Genomic DNA, 25579 nt, shown 5'->3' with positions numbered 1-25579 from the left:
TCATCCATTGGTCCGCAAATTGTATGCACCGCATCACACCTGCAAGTGCTGCAGGGCTCCCTTGCGACGAGCCGTGCATGACCCGCCACCTGCTGAGCCCTGCGCCCCTTCAAGCCCCTTTGACGAGCCTCAGCACTTTCGGGCTGCGGAAGTTCGATGACGAGACCCAGTCCAATGTCTCGTCGACGCGGCTGAACTCCGGCACGACCTTCAGCAGTTCCTCAAAGGCAATCTGCGTCGCCAGCCGTCCGATCATCGATCCGAGGCACGCGTGCACGCCCCCGCCAAAGCCCAGATGCCGCTTCGCCTTGCGGGTGATGTCATAGACGTCCGGGTTCTCGAACATCCGCTCGTCACGATTGGCCGAGCCATAGGCAAGGATCACCGCATCGCCCGCCTTCATCACCTGCCCGTGCAGTTCCACGTCCCGCGTCAGGGTCCGCTTGAAGCGCTGTGCCGAAGTGTTGAACCGCAGCGATTCCTCGATGGCATCGGGGATCAGCGAAGGATCGGCAACCAGCGCCCGCCGCGCTTGCGGATAGTCGGCAAGGTTCAGTCCGAACATCGCCATAAAGCCCGAAAGGCTCTCGATCCCCGCCATGATCAGCGTGGTCACAGTCAGCTGCACTTCCTTGTCGAGCAGCTTCTCGCCGTCGATCTCGGCGGTAATGAAGTTCGACAGCAAGTCGTCGCCCGGATTGGCCTTGCGCGCCTGCACCAGCTTTTCGGCATATTCCGCCATCCAGTGGAATGCGGCGAGGTGTTCAGGGCTCTTCTGCCGCGTCACCGGATCGGTCTGGACCATCAGCACCGCGTTGTGGCGCACCAGGTCCGCATTCTCTTCCGGCAGAGCAAACAGGTAGAACAGCAGATCGACCGTCAACTTCGAGGTGTAGTCCCCCACCAGATCGAACACCGGCTTGTCCGCAATCTCGGCCAGATGCGCCCGCGCCGCTGCGCGCGCCGGTTCGACGATGTGCTCCAGCGCCCGCTTGGTCACTGCCGACTGGATCAGCGCCCGCAGACGGTCATGCCGCGGCGGATCGCTTGACCCGAGCGTCGATCTCGCACGGCCCGGAAACTCGTCGACCAGATTGCCCTTGGCCGAGGAATAGGTACGCCAGTCCTGCAAGGCACCCAGCACATCGGCATAGCGCGAAAGCACCCACTTCCCGGCATCCTCGGACCAGAAGCACGGATATTCATCGCGCAACGTCTTGTAAGCCGGAAACGGATCGGCATCGATGGCCGGGGAATAAGGATCGAAGCGGAACGCTGTACGATCAATCACGGTTGCCATGGCAAGTCTCCTCTCTTGCCGCGGATGATGCCCGGCCGGGGCATTCGAGGCGACGCAGCCTGCGCGCAAATTCTTGCACTTTTCGCGCAACCTGCGACAGTGCGGTCCATGCAGGCGAAAAGCTTCAGTCGCTACACGCTTTACGGAGAACAGGGCATTTCCCTGCCTCCGGAGTTCGTCCACCTTGAACGCATCCGCGATCGCGCCACCTTTCATGAATGGACAATAGAGCCGCACGCTCACCCGCAGATGCTCCAGCTCCTTTTGCTCCAATCCGGCGGCGTCACGCTCCACGGCGAGCAGGCCGAGCATTGCCTCGAAGCCCCCGCGCAGGTGATCGTGCCGCCCTCCTGCGTCCACGCCTTCCGCTTCGACGCAGGGGCCGAGGGGTGGGTCCTCTCGCTCGCCGCCGACCTCGCCAACGATCCGCGCCTGGCAGGCCTGCTGGAAGACCTGCAGCAGATCGGCGGTTCGGCATTGGCCGCTTCCCTTGGTGCCCAGCCGCAGACCATCGAACGTCTCGGCTGGCTTCTCGCAGACCTGTCGCATCAGCTCGGGCAGGGCAATGCGGTCGGCCCGGCCCTGCTGGCGCAAGTCGCGCTGATCCTTGCCATCGCGGCGCAGGCGGCGTCGCACGATCACGGCACCCGCAGTGGAAGCGGGCACGAGCCGCTGGTCGCCCGTTTCCGCACGCTGGCCGAACAGCACTATCGTGATCACCTTCCGATCAGCGAGTATGCCGCCAAGCTTGGCACCACAGCCTCCACGCTGACCCGCGCCACCCGCCTGCTCACCGGCAAGCCGCCGGCCGAGATCCTGCATGACCGCCTTGTCCTCGAAGCCCGCCGCAACCTTGCGTTTTCGGGCGCGAGCATCGCCCAGATCGCCTATGCGCTGGGCTTTTCTGACCCCGCCTACTTCGCCCGCTTCTTCAAGGCTCGCACCGGCCAGACGGCGGGCGCATTCCGCAAGGAGCGGGCATGGGGCATGCCGTCAACGGCTTGACGCAAGCCGCCTGCAATCTGGCGCAGGCCTCTTGTCTATCAAATCAGTTGAGTTATTTTGAGGCTGTCGGGACGTAGACCGAGTCGACCGGCTTTCCGCTTCAGGAGACAGCATCATGACTCAACAACGCTCGTTCGCAGCGGGGCAGGACCCGCTGATCCTTACCGTCCCGGGTCTCGGCAACAGCGGCCCCGGTCACTGGCAGACGCAGTGGGAGCAGGACCTGCCCGACTGCCGCCGCGTCGACCTCGGCCTGTGGGACGATCCGCACCGCAACACTTGGGTCAACAAGATCAACCTTGCGGTCCATCGCTCCGAACGGCCCGTCGTCCTCGTCGCGCACAGCCTCGGCTGCCTCGCCGTCGCGTGGTGGGCAGAGTTCGAAAAGCCCGCCGATGGCAAGGTTCTCGGTGCGCTGCTGGTCGCGCCCCCAGACGTAGAAGTGCGCCCGATCGACCGCCGCCTGACCCGTTTCGCGCCGTTCCCGCACGGCGAACTCCCGTTCCCGTCGATCCTCGTCGCCAGCCGCAACGATCCCTACATGGGCATCGGACAGGCCCGCCATCTGGCGCGCGCATGGGGCAGCGGCTTTGCCGATGCGGGCGAGGTCGGCCACATCAATGCTGAATCCGGACTTGGCGAATGGACGTTCGGCCGCCTGCTGCTCAACCAGCTGCTGCCCAAGCCCATCGCGCTCGAAAGCAGCCAGCGCGCTCCGCTAGGCGCCTTCCACCCCGACCGCGCCTTGCGCCGTCTCGGTGCCTGAACTTTCGACCGGACCTGCATGCGGCACGGTCCGGTCGACCCGGAAGCCATAGCCTTCGCATTGCCACGAGAATCCTGGAGTTTCTTGCCACTCCCAGTCGCCGGGATGCATGTCTGGCCCATCGAGCCTGCGCCATGTCCCATTGTCCGGGAAGCTGGCAAACTGTTTGATTCGCGCGCTGCGCCATGCTGCAAGCGCAAAGACATGGGCCTCCAGCGCCCGGTCCCGACCCTCCCAGTCGATCCACGTGATCGCGTTGTCCTGCGCATAGGCATTGTTGTTGCCCTGCTGGCTGCGCCCGAACTCGTCGCCCGCCGTGAGCATGATCGTGCCGGTTGAAACGAACAGGGTGCCCAGCATCGCGCGCGCATAGGCCGCACGGCGGGCAAGGACTTGCGCATTGTCGGTCGGTCCTTCCACGCCGTTGTTCCAGCTGAAGTTTTCGCCATGCCCATCGCGATTGTCCTCGCCATTGGCGTGGTTGTGGCGCTGCTCGTAAGCCAGCATGTCCGCCAGCGTGAAGCCGTCATGCGCGGCGAGGAAGTTGACCGAACGACAGGCCTTGCCGAACAGGTCGGCTGAGCCAGCGATCCGCGTCGCCAGCACATTCACGCCAGCCTCGCCCTTCCAGAACCGACGAACGTCATCGCGAAATCTATCGTTCCATTCCAGCCAGTTGGGCGGGAAAGCTCCCAGCTGGTATCCGCCAGGACCGATGTCCCAGGGTTCGGCAATCATGGCCCGGTCGGCCAGCAGGGGATCGCCGGCAATCTCGGCAAAGATCGGCGCATCGGCGGCAAAGCCGGGGCTTCGCGCAAGGATCGGCGCCAGATCGAAGCGGAATCCGTCAACGCCGCAGTGCCTGACGAAGTGGCGCAAGGTATCGAGCGCCAGTTCACGCACCGCAGGATTTCCGAAATCCAGCGTGTTGCCGCAGCCGGTATCATTGATCAGCGACCCGTCCGGTGCCTTGGTATAGGCCGCATCGTCCAGCCCGCGCAGCGATATCTCCGGGCCGAGAACGTCGGACTCCCCGCTGTGGTTCAGCACCACGTCGAGAATCACGCCGATGCCATGCGCACGCAGCGCTGCCACCGTATCGCGCAGTTCCGCCACGCCGCCGGGGCACAGGCGCGGATCGAGCGCCATCATGGCAACGGGGTTGTAGCCCCACGCATTCGTCAGGCCGAGCGGGTGCAGGTGCCGCTCGTCGATCCACGCGACGATGGGCATGAGTTCCACCGCCGAGACATGCAGGCGTTTGAGGTGCTTCACCACCGCAGGATGGGCCAGCGCGGCGACTGTGCCCCGCATCGCTTGCGGCACCTCGGGGTGCAGCTTGGTAAAGCCGCGCACGTTGAGTTCGTAGATCAGCCCGCCATGGCGAAAGAGCGGCGCAGCAGGCGCAACGGGCTCAGGCGTGGTGACTATAGCCTTCGGAACAATTGCAGCCGTATCAGCCCCATAGGCCGACAAGCTCACATCGAACGCGAAGGGCTGGTCAAGTTCGAGCGCATAGGGATCGACCAGCAACTTTGCGGGATCGAACCACAGACCGTTCGCGGGATTCCACTCACCCTCAGCGCGATAGCCGTAGCGGGCACCGCGCAAGTCTTGCGCAATTTCGATGGTCCAGTTCTCGCCGTCCCGCGCCATCGCCAAGCGCTGCTCGGCGTCGCCATCAAACAGGCAGAGCGTCAGGGCTTGGGCGCGGGGGGAGCGGACGGTGAAGCGGGTTCGACCGTCCTTGATCTCGACTCCCGGCGTCACGTCACCACATCAGGCGCGGTACGTCCCGTATGGCGGGTTATGCCCGCAATCGCGTCTGCCGCCGCAATCAGGTCGGCCAGCATGTCCGGCGTCTCGCGGTCCAAATCGCCACCGACCGGCTCGTAGCGTTCGAGATAGACCCGCAAGGTCGCACCTTCGGTGCCGGTACCGGACAGGCGAAACACCACGCGCGATCCGCCCGCGAACAGCACGCGCACGCCCTGATTGCTGCTGGTCGAACCATCGACCGGATCGAGGTAGGAGAAGTTGTCTGCCTCGGCAATTTCCAACGTACCGAACGATTTGCCTGGCAGACTTGCCAGCGAACCCTTGAGTTCGTCCATCAGCGCATCGGCCTTGTCGGTGGGCAAGGCCTCATAGTCATGACGGGCATAGTAGTTGCGCCCGAACTTCGCCCAATGCTCGCGCGCCAGTTGGTCCACGCTGATCTTGCGGACGGCAAGAATGTTGAGCCAGAGCAGCACGGCCCACAGCCCGTCCTTCTCGCGCACGTGGTCGCTGCCGGTCCCGGCGCTCTCCTCGCCGCAGATCGTTGCCATCCCGGCATCGAGCAGGTTGCCGAAGAACTTCCACCCCGTCGGCGTCTCGAAGCACGGCAGGCCGAGTGCCTCGGCCACGCGGTCGGCGGCGGCGCTGGTCGGCATCGAGCGGGCAATACCCTTGAGCCCGTTTGCATATCCGGGGGCAAGATGGGCGTTAGCGGCCAGCATGGCGAGGCTGTCGGACGGGGTGACGAAGCGATGCTTGCCGACGATCAGGTTGCGGTCCCCATCACCATCGGAAGCGGCGCCGAAATCGGGTGCGTCCTCGCCGAACATCGTCTCGAACAGTTCGTGCGCATGGACCATGTTCGGATCGGGGTGATGCCCGCCAAAGTCCTCAAGCGGCACGCCGTTGCGCACGGTGCCTTTCGGGAAGCCAAGACGGGTTTCGAGGATTTCGGTGGCGTATGGGCCAGTAACGGCGCTCATCGCGTCGAACGCCATTGTAAAACCAGCCTGAACATTGGCCCGAATAGTATTGAAATCGAACAGCGATTCCATGAGCTCAGCATAGTCGGCCACGGAATCGATCACTTCGACGGTAAGATCGCCAACCTGCGTTGCGCCCACCGTATCGAGATCGACATCGGGCGCATCAACCGTCAGCCAGCGGTCAATCGTCTGGGTCCGGGCATAGATCGCCTCGGTCACGCCCTCGGGCGCGGGGCCGCCGTTGGCGATGTTGTACTTGATCCCGAAGTCCTCGTCCGGCCCGCCGGGGTTGTGGCTGGCGGAAAGGATCAGGCCGCCAGACGCGCCATACTTGCGGATCACGTTGGATGCGGCTGGCGTCGAGAGGATACCGCCTTGCCCCACCAGCACTTTACCGTAGCCATTGGCAGCGGCAATGCGGATGGTCTGCTGGATCACCGTGCGGTTGTGGTAGCGTCCGTCTCCGCCGACGACGAGCGTGCTGCCGGGGCTCCGCTCCACCACGTCAAACACCGCCTGGATGAAGTTTTCCGCGTAGTTAGCCTGCTGGAAAACTTTCACTTTCTTGCGCAGGCCGGAAGTGCCGGGCTTCTGCCCTGCATAAGGTGTCGACGCAACGGTACGGGTCATTGGTCCTCCGCGATCAGGCTGGCATAGAGATCCGCATAGGCCTTGCCCGAGCGGCTCCACGAGAAATCGGTCTTCATCCCGGCGCGCTGTATCGCCAGCCAGATATCCTTTTGCCCATAAAGCGTTACAGTCCGACTGATCGCGTCGGCAAGGCTCGCGTAATTGACGCCATCAAACTGCACCCCAGTCGCCACGCCGCCCATCACCGCCGCCAGATTGGCATCGATCACGGTGTCGGCGAGGCCCCCGGTGCGCGAAACCACCGGAACGCAGCCATAGGCGAGGCCATAGAGTTGGGTGAGGCCGCAAGGCTCAAAGCGCGAAGGCACCAGAATCGCGTCTCCGCCACCCTGCATGCGGTGGGAAAGCCCCTCGTCATAACCGATGCGCACGCCGACTTTGCCGGGGTGGCGCAGGGCGGCGGCGTGGAACGCGTTCTCCATGGCCTTGTCGCCCGAGCCGAGGAGGGCGAGGCGTCCGCCGAGGCCGACGAGGTGATCGATGCACTCCAGCAGGACGTCGATGCCCTTCTGCCAGGTGAGGCGGGTGATGGCGATGAAGAGGGGGCCGTCGCCCTCGTCGAGTCCGAACTCTGCCTCCAGCGCGCGCTTGTTGGTTACCCGTTTGCCCAGGGAGAGTTGCCCGTTTGCCTTCGAGAGTTGCCCGTATGCCTCGGAGAGTTGGAGATCGGTCGCAGGGTTCCACTGGGCAGTGTCGATCCCGTTGACGATACCCCTCACGCGATCGCCGCGACTGACGATAAGTCCCTCAAGTCCCATGCCAAATTCGGCCGTTCGTATCTCGCGGGCATAGGTCGGGCTGACCGTGGTGATCATGCTCGCGGCCTCGAGCCCCGCTTTCAGGAAGCCGACGCCGCCATGATACTCCACCCCGTCCATCGCCCAGGCCTGAGCCGGGAGGCCGAGCGCGGGGAACAGGTCCGCGCTATAGTGGCCCTGGAACGCCATGTTGTGGATGGTCATGACCGAGGGGATGCGCTTGCCTCCGGCGGGCAGGGCGAAACGCAGGTAGGCCAGCGTCATTGCCGCCTGCCAGTCGTGCGCGTGTACGACGTTGAATCGTTTGCCTTTTACCGCGCCGCCAGCGACATCGGCAGCCGCTCTGGCGAAGGCCGCGAAACGGCGCCAGTTGTCCGCCCAGTCGCGTCCTGAGCTGTCGACATAGGGGCCGCCATCGCGCTGGAAATAGGCGGGAGCGTCAACGACCAGCAAAGGATGCCCGTCGATCTTGCCACCCACCAAGCGTGCCTTCTCGCCCAGCAGGCTGTCCCACGCATGCACGGCGCGGGGGCGGGAAAGTGCTTTCATGACAGCGGGATAGCCGGGGAGGATGGTCGTCATCTCCACCCCGTGCGGGGCCACTGCCGAAGGCAGCGCACCCGCCACGTCGGCCAAGCCGCCGGTCTTGATCAGCGGCACGGCCTCGGAGGCGACGGAGAAGACTTTCACGCTCATGCCAGCTGGTCGATCATCCGCTTGGTAATCAGGCAAACGCCGCTGTCAGTGCGGCGGAAGCGCTTGGCATCGAGGATCGGGTCTTCGCCGACGACGAGGCCTTCGGGGATGCGCACGCCGGAATCGAGGATCACGCGGCTGAGCCGCGCGCCACGGCCGATGTTGCAATAGGGCAGGATGACGGCTTCCTCGCACGAGGAGAACGAGCCCATCTTTACGCCGGTAAACAACAGGCTGCGCTTGGCGACGGCTCCCGAGACGATGCAATCCTGGCTGATCAGCGAGGAGATCGCCATGCCGCGGCGACCATCCTCGTCATGCACGAACTTGGCGGGGGCGGCGATGATCTGGTCGGTCCAGATCGGCCAGTCGCGGTCGTACATGTTGAGCTTGGGCACAACGTCGGTCAGGTCGAGATTGGCTTCGAAGTAGGCATCCAGCGTGCCGACATCGCGCCAGTATTCCTCGATTTCCTCGGCTGCGCGGATGCAGGAATTGGTGAAGCGGTGGGCGACCGCCTTGCCGTTCTTGACGATCTTGGGGATGATGTCGTTGCCGAAATCGCGGCTCGAATTGGGATCGTCGGCATCTTCCTGCAGCATCTTGAACAGGAACTTCGTTTCGAACACGTAGATGCCCATCGAGGCCAGAGCCATCTCCTCGTTGCCGGGGATACCTGGAGGATTGGCAGGCTTTTCAATGAAATCGGTGATTGAATCGGTCTTGTCGACCGCCATGACGCCGAAGCCGGTGGCTTCCATCCGGGGCACGACGAGGCAGCCGATCGTCACGTCTGCGCCGCTTTCCACGTGCTGGCGGAGCATCAATTCGTAGTCCATCTTGTAGATGTGGTCGCCCGCAAGGATGACCATGTACTTGGGCGCGTAGGAGGCGATGATGTCGATGTTCTGGAACACGGCATCGGCGGTGCCTTCGTACCAGTGATCCTCCGAAACGCGCTGTGATGCGGGGAGGATGTCGAAGCTTTCGTTGCGTTCGGGGCGCATGAAGTTCCACGCGCGCTGCATGTGGCGGATCAGCGAGTGCGCCTTGTACTGCGTGGCGACGCCGATGCGGCGAATGCCCGAGTTGATCGCATTGGACAGCGCAAAGTCGATGATGCGCGATTTGCCGCCGAAATAGACCGCAGGCTTCGCGCGGTTATCGGTCAGTTCCTTCAACCGGCTGCCACGGCCACCGGCAAGGACATACGCCATCGCATCGCGCGCCAGCGGCTGAGAGTAAGTTTCGCGCATCCCCTGTTCTCCGTCCTCTTTTCTAACCTTCGAATTCCAGCATGAGCGTGGCCAATGGCGGGAGCACGACGAATGCCGCGCCGCCTTCTGCCGTGACCTGCCCGAGATTGCCGATGCCGCTGCCGCCATAGTCCTGCGCATCGCTGTTTAGCACTTCGCGCCATGCGCCATCGTGGGGCAGGGGCAGGCGGTAGCTGTCGTGGACTTGCGGCGTCATGTTGCAGATCACCGCCACCGGCTTTGCTCCCGGCGCCTTCCGCACCCAGGCGAAGACCGACCCTTGCGCATCGTCGACTACCAGCCACTCGAAGCCTTCGCCCTCGCAATCGCGGGCGTGGAGAGCAGGGCGGGTGGTGTAGATGCGGTTGAGATCGCGCACCCAGCGGCGCACGCCTTCGTGTGCGGGGGCGTTGAGCAGATCCCAGTCGAGCGAGCGGGCTTCGCTCCATTCGCGGCGCTGGGCGAACTCTTGTCCCATGAACAGCAGCTTCTTGCCGGGATAGCCCCACATCATGCCGTAGTAGGCGCGCAGGTTGGCGAACTTCTGCCAGTCATCGCCGCTCATCTTGGCGAGGAGCGAGCCCTTGCCGTGGACCACTTCATCATGGCTCAGCGGCAGGACGAAGTTCTCGCTGAAGGCATAAGTCAGGCCGAAGGTGATTTCGTTGTGGTGGTAACGGCGGTGGATCGGATCACGCGCCATGTACTGGAGCGTGTCGTGCATGAAGCCCATGTTCCACTTGAAGCCGAAGCCCAGATGCTCACGCGGGGCTTCGGCGAAGGCGGGCTTGCTGACGCCGGGCCATGAGGTCGATTCCTCGGCGATGGTCAGGAAGCCGGGATGGCTGGCGTAGACCGCGCGGTTCATCGCCTTCAGAAACTCGACCGCTTCCCAGTTCTCGCGACCGCCTTCCTCGTTGGGGATCCATTCTCCCGCCTTGCGCGAGTAATCGCGGTAGAGCATCGAGGCGACGGCATCCACGCGCAACCCGTCGACGTGGTAGCGTTCGGCCCAGAACAGGGCGTTGTTGACGAGGAAGCTGACGACCTCGCGGCGGCCGAAGTTGTAGATCAGCGTGTTCCAATCGGGGTGGAAGCCGAGGCGCGGATCTTCGTGTTCGTAAAGGGCGGTGCCGTCGAATCGGACAAGGCCGTGTTCGTCGGTCGGGAAGTGTGCGGGCACCCAGTCGATCAGGACCGAGACGCCTGCGCGATGCGCACCATCGACGAAGCGGGCAAAGCCTTCTGGCGGGCCGAAGCGTGCCGACGGGGCATAGAGGCCGGTGGTCTGGTAGCCCCATGACGGGTCGTAAGGGTGTTCGGAGACGGGCAGGAACTCTATATGGGTGAAGCCCATCTCGGTGACATAGGGGATCAGGCGATCGGCCAGTTCGTCCCAGGTGTAGAAGCCCTCGTCGTGCGGCTTCTGCCACGATCCGGGGTGGACCTCGTAGATCGACATGGGCTGACGGCGGGCGTCGATGCTCGCCCAGTGGGCGCGGTGGTCGGCATCGCCCCAGTCCATCTTGACCGGATGGGCGGTGATCGAGGCCGTGCTAGGGCGGAACTCGGCGGCTTGCGCGAAGGGGTCGGCCTTGAGGGGCAGGACGGTGCCGTCCGCGCTGACGACGCGATATTTGTAAGTGCGATGTTCGCCGATGTCCGGGATAAACACTTCCCAGACGCCGATATCGACCCGGCGGCGCATCGGGTGGCGGCGGGCGTCCCAATCGTTGAAATCGCCGACGACGCTGACAAGCTGCGCGTTGGGTGCCCAGACGGCGAAGTGGACGCCGCTTGCGCCTTCATGCTCGATCAGATGGGCGCCCATCTTGTCGAACAGGCGCAGGTGGGTGCCCTCGGCGATCAGGAGATCGTCCAGCGGGCCAAGGACGGGGCCGAACGAGTAAGGGTCTGTCACCAGCCATTCGTGCGCGCCCGCCTTGCAGGCATAGCGAACGGGCTGGCGGGGGCCGGTGACTTTGCCTTCGAACAGCCCGCGCCCATCAACGCGCACCAGTTTGCCCAGCTTCTTGCCCGAGAGCGACCAGGCCACGGCCTCTTGCGCGCCGGGCATGACGGCACGGGCGAATGCGCCGTCCGGCCCTTCGTGGATGCCGAGAAGCGAGAAAGGATCGGCGTGCGTCCCGTCCAGAAGGGCTTCGATGGCGCTCGCCGGTGGTTTCATTGCGGTCGTCAGACCCCCCAGATATCGCGGGCATATTCGCCGATCGTGCGATCGGACGAGAACCAGCCTACGTTGGCGATGTTACGGATAGCCGAAGCGCGCCATGCCGCCTGCTGTTCCCAGCGGCGATCAATGTTGCGCTGAGCGGCGTGGTAGCTGTCAAAATCGGCGGCGACCATGAACCAGTCGTGGTCGTAGATGCCGCCCATCAGGCCCTTGTAGCGGTCCGGATCGTCGGGCGAGAACACGCCGGTGGCGATGGCGGCAAGGGCCTGCTGCAATTCACGCGAGCTTTCGATCACTTCGCGGGGATTGTAGCCGTTGGCGCGCTTGTCTTCGACTTCATCGGCGGTGAGGCCGAAGATCTCGATATTGGCATCGCCGACATGGTCCTTGATCTCGATATTCGCGCCATCGAGCGTGCCGATGGTGAGTGCGCCGTTGAGGGCGAACTTCATGTTGCCGGTGCCTGAGGCTTCCATCCCCGCAGTGGAGATCTGTTCGGACAGGTCTGCGGCCGGGATGATCTTCTCGGCAAGGCTGACGTTGTAGTTCGGCACGAACACGACCTTGAGCAGTCCGCCGACCGAAGGATCGGAATTGACGCGGCGGGCGATGTCGTTGGCCAGTTTGATGATCAGCTTGGCGTTGTGATAGCTGGACGCGGCCTTGCCGCCGAAGATCTTCACGCGCGGCACCCAGTCGCGTTCGGGGTGGCTGCGGATCTGGTCGTAGAGCGCGACGGTTTCGACCAGGTTGAGCAACTGGCGCTTGTATTCGTGGATGCGCTTGATCTGGACGTCGAACAGGGCGTCGGGATCGAGGCGGACGCCCATCAGTTCCTTGATGTGCTTGGCGAGAGCGATCTTGTTGGAGCGCTTGACCTCGGCAATGCGCTCACCCAGCGGCGCGTCATCCGCGAGCGCGTTGAGGTCAGACAGCTTTGCGGCATCGTCGAGGAAGGCGGGGCCGATGGCGTCCTTGAGGACCGAGGTCAGGCCGGGATTGCACTGCTGCAGCCAGCGGCGCGGGGTGACGCCGTTGGTCTTGTTGTTGATGCGGTTGGGGTAAAGCTTGTGCAGGTCGGAGAAGACGGTGGTCTTCATCAGATCGGTGTGGAGCGCTGCCACGCCGTTGACGCTGTGGGCGCCCGAGAACGCAAGATTGGCCATGCGCACGCGGCGTTCGCCACCTTCGTCGATCAGGCTGATTGCGGCGATTGCGGCATCGTCCATCCCGGCTTTGCGCGCCTCGCGCAGGACGCGGCTGTTGATCGCGTAGACGATCTGCATGTGGCGCGGCAGCAGACGCTCGAACAGCGGCAGCGGCCAGGATTCGAGCGCTTCGGGCAGTAGCGTGTGGTTGGTGTAGGCAACGGTGGCCTTGGTGACTTCCCACGCTTCGTTGAATTCGAGGCCGTGGACATCGACCATCAGGCGCATCAGTTCGGCAACGGCAACGGCAGGGTGCGTGTCGTTGAGCTGGATCGCGGCCTTGTCGGGCAGGGTGCGGATGTCGCCATGGAACTGGACGTGGCGGCGAACGATGTCCTGGATCGAGGCAGAGGTGAAGAAGTACTCCTGCCGCAGGCGCAACTCCTGTCCGGCGGGGGTTGAGTCAGCCGGGTAGAGCACGCGGACGAGACTGTCGGCGCGGACCTGCTCGGCCATGGCGCCCATGTGGTCACCGGCGTTGAAGGCATCGAGGCGCAGCGGATCGAAGGCGTGGGCGGTCCACAGGCGCAGCGTGTTGACGCGCTTGCCGCGCCAGCCGACGACAGGCGTGTCGACCGCGCTTGCCTCGACCTTTTCGGCGGGGCGCCATTCGACGCCGTCGCCGGTCTCGACCACTTCGCCGCCGAAGCCGATGATGTAGGCGCTTTCGCGGCGGTCGAATTCCCAGGGGTTGCCGTGGGAGAGCCAGGTCTCGGGCAGTTCCACCTGCCAGCCATCGTCGATCCGCTGGCGGAACATGCCATTAACGTAGCGGATGCCATAGCCGTAGGCGGGGATGCCGAGGCTGGCGAGGCTTTCCATGAAGCAGGCGGCGAGGCGGCCCAAACCGCCGTTGCCCAGCGCTGCGTCAGGTTCGAGGTTTTCGAGTGCGGCAAGGTCAAACCCGTGCTCGCGCAGGGCCTTTTCCATGTCGCGGGTCAGGCCCATGTTAGAAAGGGCATCGCGCAGCAGGCGACCGATCAGGAACTCGAGGCTGAGGTAATAGACCCGCTTGCCGCCCTTCTCGTAAGTCTCGCGGGTGGATTCCATCCACTGATCGATGATCGCATCGCGCAGGGTGAGAACCGTGGCCGTGTACCAGTCGTGTGGCTTTGCAGCCCGCTCGTCCTTGCCGACGCGATGACGCAGCACGTCGATGATCTTCGCGTCGATCTCGCTGGCTCTGGAATTCGTATCGAGGCTCATGCGCCAAGTTCCACCCTGTTTGGCGCGAGGTTCCGACGAGAATTCATCGCCGCATGCCCGTGCCCGTTGCACCGGCCTTTCCATGCCAAGCGCCGAGTTGTTGCACCGCGCGGCTTGCTACCGGTCGGCTTCAGGCTGCATGACCTTGCATCGAACTCCCGCAGCAATGGGTAGGCCAGCCTGCCCATGATGGGCAAGCGGCGATTGCGTGCGCCAACTCTTGCAGCAGATTTGCCTGATCGCATGCCCCACCGACCATTCTTGTCGAGCGGCTTCTAGGCGGTATGTCGTTCGCTGTCGGCCAGAATACGTCTGCGCATCAGAGCATGCGGCGCAAGACATTGTCCTTGATGACGAAATGGTGATGCAAGGCCGCGGCAATGTGCAGCACAACCAGGCCAGCCATGAGGAAGCCTAGCACTTCGTGGCCCTCATGCGCGGCATCGGCGAGGGCAGAGCCCTTGGCGACGGCAAGCTTGGGCCAGTCGAACAGGCCGTAGATCGATAGGGGGTATTTGCCAGCCGACGAAAAGATCCAACCGGTCAGCGGGACGATCAGCATGAGAGAGTAGAGCGCAACGTGCGTGACCCTCGCGATCTTGCGTTGCAGGCTACCCATCGTGCTTGGCCAGTCGGGCATGGTCCAGGTGAAGCGCCAGCCGAGACGACCCAGCGAAAGCAGCAGGATCAGTATGCCGGTTGCCTTGTGCGCGGGGAACGGCTGCCAGATGTCTTCAATCGCATCTCCGGCAATCCCGGTGACGAGGTTGAAGATGACCATCGCGGCGATCACGAGATGAAAGGCGCGGGCTACCGCGTTGTAGCGTACCAATTGATCGTTTGCCGCCAGTGTCGCCATCGTGAATCCCCGATTCCTGCTTCCGCGAGGACTTTAGGGCTGCGGACTGGATTCGTCACGCGCGTAGAGTGCGTTGCGTCGCCAACTCCAGTTGCGTCGCCAACTCCAACGGTAGCATTTCAAATTATGACAGGCGTCAAGGAATGCCATGCGGCATTTGACGTATGTCCTCTCGTGCACTGCAAAAAATATGGTGTCGGCAGAAACCATAGTTCGTGAGGGAACATGACAACGCCGCGTCTCACACAAGTCGAGCCTGCAGTCGTCCACAAGATGGCTTCGATGCTCAAGAGCCAGAAGCCCGAAGTGATCCAGAACCACTTCGGAATCGGCCTCAACACATGGGTCAAGCTGCGCGAGGGGAAGGCGATCCGTCACTCTGTGGCAGAACGGCTGTTGCAGCGCCTGCAGCGCGACCAGCTTATTTGAACGCTCACATACCTGCTGCGCAAACCGAGGGCAGGGCTTGAGTTTGTTTCCGTTGCAGTGCACAAACCGTAAGTGCCCCATACAACAACACGGGCACGCGAGGTCGTTGCAATGGTCACTTTCCGTGAGGGCGGAAACAGACTGATCAAGAAAGCGGGCGCTTTGTTGCGCCTGCGCTCCTCGCAGACCGGTTGCGATGTCGAGGATCTGCGAGCAAGACTTGCTGCGGCCGAGGCCGCCAATAGCGCAAAGAGCCGCTTTCTCGCCAACGTTAGCCACGAAATCCGCTCGCCCCTCAACGCCATTTATGGCTACGCTCAACTGGTGGAGCGAGGGGCGGGCGTCGATCCGCAAGACGCGGCGCGGGTGATCCGCCGGAGCGCAGAGCACCTGACGAACCTTGTCGAAGGACTGCTCGATATCGCATCGGTCGAGCAGGGCGTGGTGCGTATCGACAATGGCGTGATCCGTATCGGCGCGCTGGTGGAGCAGGTGGCCGAGATGTTTGCGCCACTGGCAACGCAGAAGGGGCTGGCGTTCTCATGCGAGTTGCCAGACCGGCTGCCCGAGTTCGTGCGCATGGACGAGCGGCGGGTGCGGCAGGCCTTGATCAATCTGGTCTCCAATGCGGTGAAGTTCACACCGACGGGCGCGATACGGCTTGTGCTCAAGTGGTCAGGCCAGATCGCGACTTTCGAGGTGCACGATACCGGGCCAGGCATTGCACCCGAACGCCAGGAGCGGATATTTGCACCCTATGAGCGGGCCGATGTCGATGGCGAAGCGGAGCGTGCCGGCGCAGGCCTTGGCCTGGCGATCACAAGTGCGGTGGTGCGCATGCTTGGCGGCGAGCTAACGCTTGAAAGCCGGGTAGGCGAGGGTAGCTGCTTCAGCATCCGTCTGATGGCCCCGCAGGTGTCTGGCATGGTCGAGCGCGCCAACGAACGCACGCGACCGGTGGGCTACCATGGCGCACGTCGTTCGATTCTGCTGATTGACGACGATCTCGACCACCTGAGCGTCCTGCGGACGACCTTGACGGAAGTGGGCTTCGAGGTTTCGCAGGCCAGCGACGGGCAGACCGCAATCGCTCTTGCCGAACAAGGGCGGTTCGATGCCGTGATCTGCGACGTGAGCATGCCGGGCATGAGCGGGTGGCAGGTTGCTGCACATCTTCGTGCTCTCCATGGTCGCTCGCTTGCCATACTGATGCTGTCGGCCAATGCGTTCGAGCGGCACGGCCAGTCAGGACGCGAAGCTGACCATGATGCGTTCCTGCTCAAACCGGTTGAGCTGGGGGCATTGATCGATTCCCTTGGCCGGCACTTGAGCCTGGAGTGGATCAACGCGGACAGTGGAGATTGCCGGCGGCGCGCCACGCTCTTGCGCAGTGGCGAGGGCATCACCGCAGCAGCGCGCGAGCATGCCGAGCGACTCAAATCGCTTGTGCGCATCGGTCATGTGCGCGCACTTGAAGGCGAGATCAGGAATCTGGAGCAGGCCGACCCTGCAGCGGCCCCCCTGGCTGCCAAACTTTACGAATGCCTCGACCGGTTCGATCTTGCCGCGATGGGGCGCATGCTTGAGGAGTTGCCCGATGAGTGGCGTTAGCGCACGGCGCGATACCGTTCTCGTCGTGGACGACGAGCCGGATTCGCTGCGCTTCCTGACCGATACGTTGGAGGGGGCGGGCATCACCGTGCTCGTGGCGATTTCGGGCACGGCCGCGCTCGACCTGCTTGAACACATCACGCCCGACCTCATCCTGATGGATGCGGTCATGCCTGGGATCGACGGCTTCGAAACAACTGCGCGGATCAAGGCACGGCCGGAACTTGTGCACGTGCCGGTAATGTTCATGACCGGGCTCACCGAGAGCGAGCATGTCATCGAGGGGTTCGAGGTCGGTGGGGTCGATTACCTGCGCAAGCCTGTGAACGTGCACGAACTGCTCGCCCGCGTTCGCGTCCATCTGGGCCATGCGCGAGCGATGCAAGCTGGCGCTGCGGGCCTTGATGCGACCGGACGGTTGATGATGGCGACCGACACGCAGGGCTCGCTGCTGTGGTGCACGCCGCTGGCTGAGCAGGCGATCAGTCGCGTCAGCCCGGGTTGGAACAAGGAGCAGGGGCCTCTGCCCGATATCCTGCGTGGACCGTTGACGCGTCTGATCGGGCGCAATGCCTTGGGGGCGACGGCGCGGATCGAGCAGGAAGAAGGTGCCCTCGAGCTGGTGGTTATTGCCCAGTACCGTGAGACTGAAGTCCTTATCCGCCTCAACGAGCTCAACCCGAGGGCTGACGTGGGCAAGCTGCAGCAGCGCCTTGCGCTGACGGACCGCGAGGCCGAAGTCCTGCTGTGGATCAGCTATGGCAAGTCCAACGGCATGATTTCCGAGGTCCTCGCGATCAGCCCGCGCACAGTGCAAAAGCACCTCGAGCGGATCTACGAAAAGCTCGGCGTTGAAACGCGCGCTGCAGCTGCCGCCGTGGCGATCAAGGTGCTGGGCACCTGATGCGACAACGCCGGCCGGGAGGGGCATGCCTCCACGTCCGGCGCTGGGCGTGCATGCCTTGGATCGTCGCGCGTCCAGGGAACGGCGCGCGCTGATCGGCGGGGCATCAACCTTGGCGCATCAGCGGCGTGCCATGGTTCCGCTACGAGCGGCCTGAGCCAGTTCCTGCACCATCGGTTCGACGCTGGCGATGGCAACACGGCGGCACTGGTAATCAGGCATCGGCGTGGTGATCATGCGATCCGATGGATCGCAGGCTTCGGCAGCGGCGTCGGCGATGCGATTGCGCAGGCGACGCATGTCGGAAGGCCGGGTCAGGTCGAGGCCGTCGGCCGAAACGGAGATGTTCACGGTCTGGGGAGCGGGAGCGGCGAATGCAATCTGCGGCGCAGACAGCAAGCCGACCGCCGCGGTGGCGGCGAAAAGGATCTTCATGGGGTATTCTCCTGCGTATTGTCTTTTTGGTGAAGGCCGTTTGCTGACCTCCCCTTTTATTTTGGACCGCCGGGTTTGCCCCGCTTGTTCGATCCATGCATAAAATAGACCTCAGTCAGGCTTTGAACAAGCACATTTGGTGCGGAAAGCGTTGGTTTTCAGGGGTTTTGGCTTGTGCCGTGCAGCAATTTGAATGCCATTGAAACCAGCTCTGTTCTGCAATGAAAGAGCCCGTTGCCTGACCGACTTAGGACAGGTGTTCAAATTTATGGCCGATGTCAGCGAGTTGCAGGCGGGCCTGCGACGCTGCTGCCTGACAGACGCTGCTCGGGTACTCCTTGCCGATTGCTCCCGGTGCACTGCAGCATCCTGGACGAACTTTTTTGCAGTGATCGGTCAAGAAGGGGCAGCTTGGTGCGCCAAGCAGAATCGTTCAGTGTCGTTCCGGGAGAATTTGCATGGAAAAGATGCTGGCCCTTCTGGTGCACGAACTCGCCGAAGACCTTCGCGGGATGGGTCTTGTGGAACTGCCGGTTCCGCAAGTTGGTCCGGGAGAAGTCCTCGTCAGGATCGAGGCTGCCGCTCTGGGCTTTCCGGACCTGCTGATGACGCGTGGTGGTTATCAGGCCAAGCCACCACTTCCGTTCGTCCCCGGCATGGAGGCGGCCGGAATTGTAGTCGAGGCGGCAGCGGGAAGTCGGTGGCGAGTGGGAGATCGCGTGATCGCGGGCGGGCTGACTGGCGGCGTCGCGCAATACGGCGTGTTCGCTGACGACGCTTTGATTCAGCTGCCGGAATGCCTGTCGATGGCACAGGGCGCATCGTTGCGGGCGGCGTATCTGACGGCATGGGTCGCCCTTGTTCGTCGTGGGCAGGCCCAGGCGGGTGAATGGTTGCTGGTGCATGGGGCGGCAGGGGGCGTCGGACTCGCCGCTGTGGACTTGGGCAAGGCATTGGGTTTGCGGGTCATCGCGGTCGCGTCGTCCGAGTCGAAGCGTGAGGCGATCGCCCGGCTTTATGGACCCGCGCATGTAATCGACGGGAGCGCAGGCTTTCGCGAACAGGTTCTGGCGCTGACCGACGGCCGCGGCGCAGATCTCATCTTCGATCCTGTCGGCGGGGATGTCTTTGACGAGTCGACCAGATGCATCGCCTTCGACGGGCGTCTTCTGGTAATCGGCTTTGCGGCGGGGCGCATTCCCCAAGTTGGCGCCAACATACCGCTGATAAAGGGATTTTCCGTTGTGGGGGTTCGCGCAGGCGAATATGGCAGGCGCTTCCCGGAGAGAGGCGCCGAGAATCTGGAGAGCATCCGCAAACTGGCGTCGGATTGTGTCATCATGCCGCATGTGCATGCCTGCTTCGCCTTGGCGGACTGGGCAAAGGCCTATCGCGCCATGGAATCACGCAGTGTGATCGGGCGAAGCGTGATTGTTCCCCAAGGCTGATTGCCCGCTATCTTCAGGCTTTCAGAGCAAAAAAATGGGCCGCACCGTTGCCGGGCGGCCCTGAAAAGTTTGGGAGAGGATGCCTGAAAGGCCTGACCGAAATGGGCTCGGGCCGGGTTTTGTGCAAGTGCGAAAGATACGTACGCAGTTGCAATAAATGCAACTAGCCGTTCTGGCACTAACCGCTCATGCCCAGGATGGGCAGAGGATATTTGCCAAGAAATTAGGATAATACAGCTTGTTGGGCTTCGTTTCGAGGCAAGCTTTGACGTGCCCTTTCGAATGCATTTCCTGCACAAAAGAACAGGGGGCATCCGCCCTGATTTCGCCAGTTGCGAGGCAAATCTGAAATTGCTATAGATCATAACAGATAGGGAGAGCTGACATGCAATTCGAACGCATCAACCCCATGACCGGTGCTGTCGCTTCAACCGCCGAGGCGATGCAGGCATCTGACATTCCGGCGATTGCGGCCAAGGCTGGCGCTGCCTTTTCGGCCTGGGCCGCAATGGGGCCGAACGCGCGCCGTGCCGTGCTGATGAAGGCCGCAAGTGCGCTTGAGGCGAAGGCCGATGCCTTTGTCGAGGCTATGATGGGCGAGATCGGCGCAACCAAGGGCTGGGCGCTGTTCAATCTCGGCCTCGCGGCCTCGATGGTTCGTGAGGCGGCCGCGCTTACCACCCAGATTTCGGGCGAAGTCATTCCGTCCGACAAGCCGGGTTGCTTGGCGATGGCTCTGCGCGCACCGGTTGGCGTGATTCTCGGCATCGCGCCGTGGAATGCGCCGATCATCCTTGGCGTGCGTGCGATCGCCGTGCCTCTGGCCTGCGGCAATGCCGTTATCCTCAAGGCATCTGAACAATGCCCGCGCACCCACGCGCTGATCATCGAGGCCTTTGCCGAGGCGGGCTTCCCGGAAGGTGTGGTCAACGTCGTCACCAATGCGCCGAAGGACGCGGCTGATGTCGTCGGCGCGCTGATCGACGCCAAGGACGTGAAGCGGATCAACTTCACCGGCTCGACCGCAGTCGGCCGGATTATCGCCAAGCGCGCTGCCGAGCACCTCAAGCCCTGCCTGCTCGAACTGGGCGGCAAGGCTCCGCTGATCGTGCTGGAAGATGCTGACCTTGATGAGGCCGTGAAGGCCGCCGCGTTTGGTGCCTTCATGAACCAGGGCCAGATCTGCATGTCGACCGAGCGGATCATCGTCGTCGATGCTGTGGCCGATGCCTTTGCCGAGAAGTTCAAGGCCAAGGTTGCCACGCTTGCGGTGGGCGACCCCCGTGAAGGTACGACGCCGCTCGGCGCTGTTGTCGATGCGAAGACCGTGGCGCATTGCCAGAGCCTGATCGACGATGCCGTAGCCAAGGGTGCCAAAGTTCTGACAGGCGGCGAAACTACGCACAACGTGCTGATGCCCGCGCATGTCGTTGATGGCGTGACGCAGGACATGAAGCTGTTCCGCGATGAAAGCTTCGGTCCGGTCGTTGGCGTGATCCGGGCGCGTGACGAGGCGCATGCGGTCGAACTGGCCAACGACACCGAATATGGCCTGTCGGCCGCTGTGTTCACGCGTGACACCGCACGCGGACTTCGCGTTGCCCGCCAGATCAAGTCCGGCATCTGCCACGTGAATGGCCCGACCGTGCACGACGAGGCGCAGATGCCCTTCGGCGGCGTGGGCGCATCCGGTTACGGCCGCTTCGGGGGCAAGGCCGGGATCGACAGCTTCACCGAACTGCGCTGGATCACGATGGAAACCGAGCCCGGACACTTCCCGATCTGACGCCATTTCCCGATCTGAACTGACACGATTACCCTAGAGGAACGACCATGACCGAAAAGCAGAAGATCGAGCGCGCGGAAGAAGACACCGTCGCTTTCACCGTCGAAGACGGCATTGCCTGGGTGAAGTTCAACCGCCCAGAGAAGCGCAATTGCATGAGCCCCAAGCTCAATCGCCGGATGAAGGCGGTGCTTGAGGAACTGGAGTTCCGCGAAGACGTGAAGGTGCTGGTGCTGACCGGCGAGGGCGATGCCTGGACCGCCGGCATGGACCTTCAGGAATACTTCCGCGAGAACGAAGCCAAGGGTCTTGGCGCGGTGCGCCAGTCGCAGCGTGAAAGCTATGGTTGGTTCGAGCGCCTGCGCTGGTACGAGAAGCCGACCGTTGCCATGATCAACGGCTGGTGCTTTGGCGGTGGCTACGGCCCGCTGTTCGGTTGCGACATCGCGATCGCTTCGGAAGACGCGCAGTTCGGGCTTTCCGAAATCAACTGGGGCATCCTGCCGGGCGGTGGTGCTTCGAAGGTGGCGCAGGAACTGATGCCTTTCCGCAAGGCGATGTACCACGCCATGATGGGCGAAAACCTCACCGGCAAGCAGGCCGAGGAGCAGGGACTGGTGACGGAAGCCGTCCCGGCGGACCGTCTGAAGGCCCGTGTGCTGGAAATCTGTGAGGCGCTCAAGAAGAAGGACGGCCACGCCCTTCGTGCCACCAAGTGGACTGTCCGCCGCATGGTCGACATGACCTACGACAATGGCCTCGAATACCAGATCCGCGCGCAGGAAGCGCTGCACAGCTTTGGCGGTGCAGCGGCTCGCAAGGAAGCGACGCGCCAGTTCCTCGACGAGAAGAGCTTCAAGCCTGGTCTCGGCACGTTCGATACGAGCAAGGTCAAGGCGTGATCTTTCAAGCCTGATGGTAATCACGGAAGACCCCGGTCGCTGAAGCGTCCGGGGCCTTTGCGTTTTGAAATGTCATGTGAAAGCTGTTGCCAGCGCAGGGTGTTGCGGCCAGCTATGCGACAAAGGAGTCGCACTCATGGCTGTGAAGTTGAGAATTGCCCTCGCTGCATCGGTAGCGCTTTCGATGCCTGCTGTTGCCAAGGAAGCGGCATATCCCAAAGCTGAAACGCAGGTCCTCGATCTGGCGCAGAAGGCCATCGCCATCCGTTCGGTGCGGGGTGAGGGCAACAAGACAATCGATGTGGCGAAGTTGTTCGGCGATGCGCTCGTGGCAGGCGGCTGGAGCGCATCTGACATCGAAATCACGCCGATCGACGACACAGCCTATTTCATTGCAACGTGGAAAGGCACGAACCCGGCGCTCAAGCCTCTGGTCATCTCGGGCCACATGGATGTGGTGGAGGCCAAGCGCGAGGACTGGGAGCGCGATCCCTTCGTACCTGTGGTCGAGAACGGCATCCTCTACGGCCGCGGTGCAAGCGACATGAAGTTCGACGGCGCACTGGCGCTGTCGACCCTGATTGAGCTGCGCCGGCAGGGTTACAAGCCGAAGCGTACGATCGTCATCGAGTTTTCCGGTGACGAAGAAACGACGATGAAGACCAGCGCGATCATCGCCGAGAAGCTTAAGAACGCTGAACTGGTGATCAATGTCGACGGTGGTGGTGGAGCGCTAGACGAGGTAACCGGCAAGCCGCTTTACTGGACCTGGCAGGGTGCCGAAAAGACTTACGCGGATTACCGGCTTGAGGTGACCAACCCGGGCGGCCACAGCTCGGCACCACGGCCGGACAACGCCATCGTCCAGCTTTCGCAGGCCTTGGTGAAGGTCGGGGCGTACAAGTTCAAGGCCGAGCAGAACCAAATTACCAAGGGCTATTTCGAGAAGGCGGCTGCATTTACCGATCGGCCGGAGATCGCTGCGGCCATGCGCGCCTTCGCGGCCAATCCTGCGGATGAAAAGGCCTTGGCAACCTTGCGCGCCGACCCTTCGATGGTGGGCAAGGTCGGGACGACGTGCGTGCCGACCATGCTGGGCGGTGGCCATGCCGAGAATGCGCTGCCGCAACGTGCCTTTGCCAATATCAACTGCCGCATCTTCCCCGGCCATTCCAAGGAAGCCATCATGGCGGAACTGGCTGGCGTGATCGGTGATCCTGCAGTCAAGATCACCGACGTGACGGCTGGTTCGGTCGCCACGCCAGCATCGCCGGTGCGGGCCGACGTCGTGGCTGCGGTTTCGAAAGCCATGAGCAAGGCCTATCCCGGCGTGCCGCTCATCCCGTCACAGGCTTCGGGCGCTTCGGACTCGATGTGGTTCCGCGCGCTGGGCGTGCCAAGCTATGGCCTGAGCCCGTCGTTCTCCAAGGACTCGGAAGACTTCTCGCACGGGTTGAACGAGCGGACGCGGCTGTCCAATATCCGCCCCGGCATCACCTATTACCTCAGCCTGATCACCGATCTCACGAAATGATCGTGGCGAGGAAGTCGCGGGCAATGTCTCGCGCTTCCTCGGCCGTGAAGCATCCGGGTGAGAGGCAGAGTTCAAGCCAGAGTCCGTCGACCAAGGCGGTGATGGCGATCGCGTGACGTCGCTGGTTGTGCTGCGGCACGCTGCAATCGTCCAGCAAGGCTTCAAGCCGGGCAAGGTAGCCTGCATATTGTTCGTCGTGCTGACGGGCGATGTCCTTGCGTGCGGTGACAAGGCTCCAGAATGCGATCCAGGTGGCGAGGAGCGCAGGGTCCGCGATGGGCGGTGCGAAGGAAGCAGTGACGAAGGCTTCGAGCCGGTCCTTCGGAGCAGGACCGGCAGCGTTCACGGCACCATCAAGCGCCTCGGCAACGCGCCGATCTACATGATCGTAGGTTGCCGCGACCAACGCATCCACACCACCGAAGTAGTGACCAACGAGACCGACGGATGCTCCCGCTTCCTGCGCGATCGCGCGAACGCTGGCCCCTGCGGCTCCGCTGCGCGCGAGGACGCGGGCGCAGGCCTTTATCAGGCTGAGCCGCCGGGCATCGGGTTCCGTACGGCGAAAGGCGGGGGAGGATTCTGCTTCGCTCATCTCTTGAACATTCTGCCCGTTGTTGTACGATTGTTCAACAAGCAAATCTGGATTCGGGCATATGGGCGATCTCTCCGGGGCATTCCGGCACATCTCATCGGACGAAGTCGATCCGGATGCGGACTGGAGCCTGCCGGGCTGGCTCTATACCGATCCCGAGTATTTCGGCGTGGAGATGGAAAGGGTGATCCGCCCTTCGTGGCAGATCGTCTGCCACGAAAGCGACATCGCCCAGCCGGGTGAATACCGCACGCTGGATTATCTGGGCGAAAGCGTGATTGCGATCCGGGGCGATGATGGCGTGATCCGCGCTTTTGCCAACGTCTGCCGCCACCGCGCCATGCGTCTGGTCGAGGGACCTTCCGGTTGCGCAAAAAAGCTGGTCTGCCCTTATCACGCCTGGACATTCGAGCCGGATGGGCGGCTTTCAGGCGTGCCGATGAAGTCGGACTATCCGGCGCTGAAGCTTGAAGAGAACGGGCTCGTGGCTGTCTCGGTCGAGATCTGGCGCGGCTTCGTCTTCGTGCGGCTGGTCGATGGTGGCTTTCCGAGCGTGGCCGAGATGATGGCGCCGTTCGAGGAGGAGGTTGCGCCATATCGTTTCGAGGACATGCGGCGGATCGGCGACGTGCGCCTGCGCGAGCGGCAGGTGAACTGGAAGAACGTTGGCGACAACTATTCGGACAATCTGCACATTCCGGTGGCGCATGATGGCCTGACGCGCATCTTCGGCAAGTCCTACGAGATTTCGGACCATGGCTGGGCTGACCGGATGAAGGGTGATCTGGTCGAGAAGCCCTCCGCAAATTTCTGGGAACGGTTCTATCAGGCGCACCTGCCCGAAGTGCCGCACCTCTCGAAGGAGTCGCAGCGCCGCTGGCTCTATTACAAGCTCTGGCCGAACATTGCGTTCGACATCTACGCCGACCAGATCGACTTCATGCAGTGGCTGCCGTTGACGCCAACGACAACGGTGCTGCGCGAGATGTGCTACGCGCTGCCAGATGCCTTTACTCCTGAAGGAAAACGCCGGGAGATGAAGCTGGTCCGCTATGCCAACTGGCGGATCAATCGGGTGGTCAACAAGGAAGACACCTGGCTGATCGAGCGTATCCAGCAGGGCATGGCCTCGCAGACTTATGGCGCTGGGCCAATCGGACGGAGCGAGGTCTGCCTGCGCAGCTTTGCCCGCAAGATCCGCGCGATCACGCCCGAGGCACGCCTGCACAGGGCACCTCCGGCCGGTTGGTCGAAGAAGTAATCACGAGAAT

General features: G+C 62.9%; 20 protein-coding genes. 10 read left to right on the top strand and 10 right to left on the bottom strand.

Translation table 11 applies throughout. The features are described 5' to 3' along the window. Nucleotides 1–109 precede the first annotated feature (109 nt). Complete coding sequence (locus ACZ1JX_RS07830; RefSeq protein WP_465126191.1) at nt 110–1300, bottom strand: cytochrome P450; 1191 nt, start codon at nt 1298–1300, stop codon at nt 110–112. Between the two features lie 108 nt (nt 1301–1408). Between ACZ1JX_RS07830 and ACZ1JX_RS07825 the strand changes: the two genes are divergently transcribed. Then, nucleotides 1409–2305, top strand: coding sequence for a helix-turn-helix domain-containing protein (locus ACZ1JX_RS07825; RefSeq protein WP_465126190.1), 897 nt, complete (start codon nt 1409–1411; stop codon nt 2303–2305). A 115-nt stretch (nt 2306–2420) separates the two neighbouring features. Continuing rightward, on the top strand, nt 2421–3071 hold the full coding sequence (locus tag ACZ1JX_RS07820; RefSeq protein WP_465126189.1) for an RBBP9/YdeN family alpha/beta hydrolase: 651 nt from the start codon (nt 2421–2423) through the stop codon (nt 3069–3071). Here ACZ1JX_RS07820 and glgX read toward each other — a convergent pair. The 7 genes from glgX to ACZ1JX_RS07785 all read right to left on the bottom strand — a co-directional run bounded on the left by glgX (nt 3024) and on the right by ACZ1JX_RS07785 (nt 14664). Continuing rightward, nucleotides 3024–4841 (bottom strand): glycogen debranching protein GlgX, encoded by a 1818-nt coding sequence (glgX, locus tag ACZ1JX_RS07815; RefSeq protein ID WP_465126188.1) that lies wholly within the window; start codon nt 4839–4841, stop codon nt 3024–3026. The two genes, ACZ1JX_RS07820 and glgX, sit on opposite strands and share 48 nt — an antisense overlap. After that, nucleotides 4838–6466 carry an alpha-D-glucose phosphate-specific phosphoglucomutase gene (locus ACZ1JX_RS07810; RefSeq protein WP_465126187.1) on the bottom strand — a complete coding sequence of 543 codons (1629 nt, stop codon included), beginning with the start codon at nt 6464–6466 and terminating at the stop codon, nt 4838–4840. Before ACZ1JX_RS07810 ends, glgX begins: the two co-directional genes overlap by 4 nt. Beyond that, nucleotides 6463–7941 (bottom strand): glycogen synthase GlgA, encoded by a 1479-nt coding sequence (gene glgA / locus ACZ1JX_RS07805; RefSeq protein WP_465126186.1) that lies wholly within the window; start codon nt 7939–7941, stop codon nt 6463–6465. Before glgA ends, ACZ1JX_RS07810 begins: the two co-directional genes overlap by 4 nt. Then, nucleotides 7938–9197 (bottom strand): glucose-1-phosphate adenylyltransferase, encoded by a 1260-nt coding sequence (glgC, locus tag ACZ1JX_RS07800; protein WP_465126185.1) that lies wholly within the window; start codon nt 9195–9197, stop codon nt 7938–7940. Before glgC ends, glgA begins: the two co-directional genes overlap by 4 nt. Nucleotides 9198–9219: 22 nt before the next feature. After that, complete coding sequence (gene glgB / locus ACZ1JX_RS07795) at nt 9220–11385, bottom strand: 1,4-alpha-glucan branching protein GlgB (RefSeq protein ID WP_465126184.1); 2166 nt, start codon at nt 11383–11385, stop codon at nt 9220–9222. Between the two features lie 8 nt (nt 11386–11393). Continuing rightward, nucleotides 11394–13805 (bottom strand): glycogen/starch/alpha-glucan phosphorylase, encoded by a 2412-nt coding sequence (locus ACZ1JX_RS07790; protein WP_465126183.1) that lies wholly within the window; start codon nt 13803–13805, stop codon nt 11394–11396. 319 nt (nt 13806–14124) lie between these two features. Further along, the gene (locus ACZ1JX_RS07785; protein ID WP_465126182.1) at nt 14125–14664 is read right to left on the bottom strand and encodes a cytochrome b; all 540 of its coding nucleotides are present in this window, start codon (nt 14662–14664) and stop codon (nt 14125–14127) included. Nucleotides 14665–14889: 225 nt separating this feature from the next. Between ACZ1JX_RS07785 and ACZ1JX_RS07780 the strand changes: the two genes are divergently transcribed. The 3 genes from ACZ1JX_RS07780 (at nt 14890) to ACZ1JX_RS07770 (ending at nt 17608) form a co-directional block, all read left to right on the top strand. Next, complete coding sequence (locus ACZ1JX_RS07780) at nt 14890–15093, top strand: hypothetical protein (protein WP_465126181.1); 204 nt, start codon at nt 14890–14892, stop codon at nt 15091–15093. 165 nt (nt 15094–15258) lie between these two features. Further along, nucleotides 15259–16704: an ATP-binding response regulator gene (locus ACZ1JX_RS07775; protein ID WP_465126180.1), complete on the top strand. Its 1446-nt coding sequence runs from the start codon at nt 15259–15261 to the stop codon at nt 16702–16704. Further along, complete coding sequence (locus ACZ1JX_RS07770; protein ID WP_465126179.1) at nt 16691–17608, top strand: response regulator; 918 nt, start codon at nt 16691–16693, stop codon at nt 17606–17608. Before ACZ1JX_RS07775 ends, ACZ1JX_RS07770 begins: the two co-directional genes overlap by 14 nt. A gap of 120 nt (nt 17609–17728) precedes the next feature. Here the strand turns inward: ACZ1JX_RS07770 and ACZ1JX_RS07765 are convergent, their stop codons facing one another. Next, nucleotides 17729–18043, bottom strand: a complete 315-nt coding sequence (locus ACZ1JX_RS07765; RefSeq protein WP_465126178.1) for a UrcA family protein — start codon at nt 18041–18043, stop codon at nt 17729–17731. A gap of 467 nt (nt 18044–18510) precedes the next feature. On the opposite strand from ACZ1JX_RS07765, the gene ACZ1JX_RS07760 reads away from it, so the two are divergent. From ACZ1JX_RS07760 to ACZ1JX_RS07745, 4 genes are all read left to right on the top strand, one after another. Beyond that, entirely contained in the window at nt 18511–19491 is a 981-nt protein-coding gene (locus tag ACZ1JX_RS07760) for an NADPH:quinone oxidoreductase family protein (protein WP_465126378.1), read from the top strand. 385 nt (nt 19492–19876) lie between these two features. Beyond that, nucleotides 19877–21277, top strand: coding sequence for an aldehyde dehydrogenase (locus ACZ1JX_RS07755; protein WP_465126177.1), 1401 nt, complete (start codon nt 19877–19879; stop codon nt 21275–21277). A gap of 47 nt (nt 21278–21324) precedes the next feature. Beyond that, nucleotides 21325–22179, top strand: a complete 855-nt coding sequence (locus ACZ1JX_RS07750; RefSeq protein ID WP_465126176.1) for a p-hydroxycinnamoyl CoA hydratase/lyase — start codon at nt 21325–21327, stop codon at nt 22177–22179. Between the two features lie 136 nt (nt 22180–22315). Next, entirely contained in the window at nt 22316–23713 is a 1398-nt protein-coding gene (locus ACZ1JX_RS07745; protein ID WP_465126175.1) for a M20/M25/M40 family metallo-hydrolase, read from the top strand. On the opposite strand, the gene ACZ1JX_RS07740 is transcribed toward ACZ1JX_RS07745, so the two are convergent. Further along, nucleotides 23703–24308, bottom strand: a complete 606-nt coding sequence (locus ACZ1JX_RS07740) for a TetR family transcriptional regulator C-terminal domain-containing protein (RefSeq protein WP_465126174.1) — start codon at nt 24306–24308, stop codon at nt 23703–23705. The genes ACZ1JX_RS07745 and ACZ1JX_RS07740 overlap by 11 nt on opposite strands. Nucleotides 24309–24369: 61 nt before the next feature. Here ACZ1JX_RS07740 and ACZ1JX_RS07735 point away from each other — a divergent pair, with 61 nt between their 5' ends. Then, nucleotides 24370–25569 carry an aromatic ring-hydroxylating oxygenase subunit alpha gene (locus tag ACZ1JX_RS07735; RefSeq protein ID WP_465126173.1) on the top strand — a complete coding sequence of 400 codons (1200 nt, stop codon included), beginning with the start codon at nt 24370–24372 and terminating at the stop codon, nt 25567–25569. Nucleotides 25570–25579: the final 10 nt, after the last annotated feature.

This window comes from Novosphingobium sp. BL-A-41-Hi4A-0G (assembly GCF_055521735.1).
Note: the sequence above shows the minus strand (reverse complement) of the source record. Positions and strands in the feature narration are given on the sequence as shown.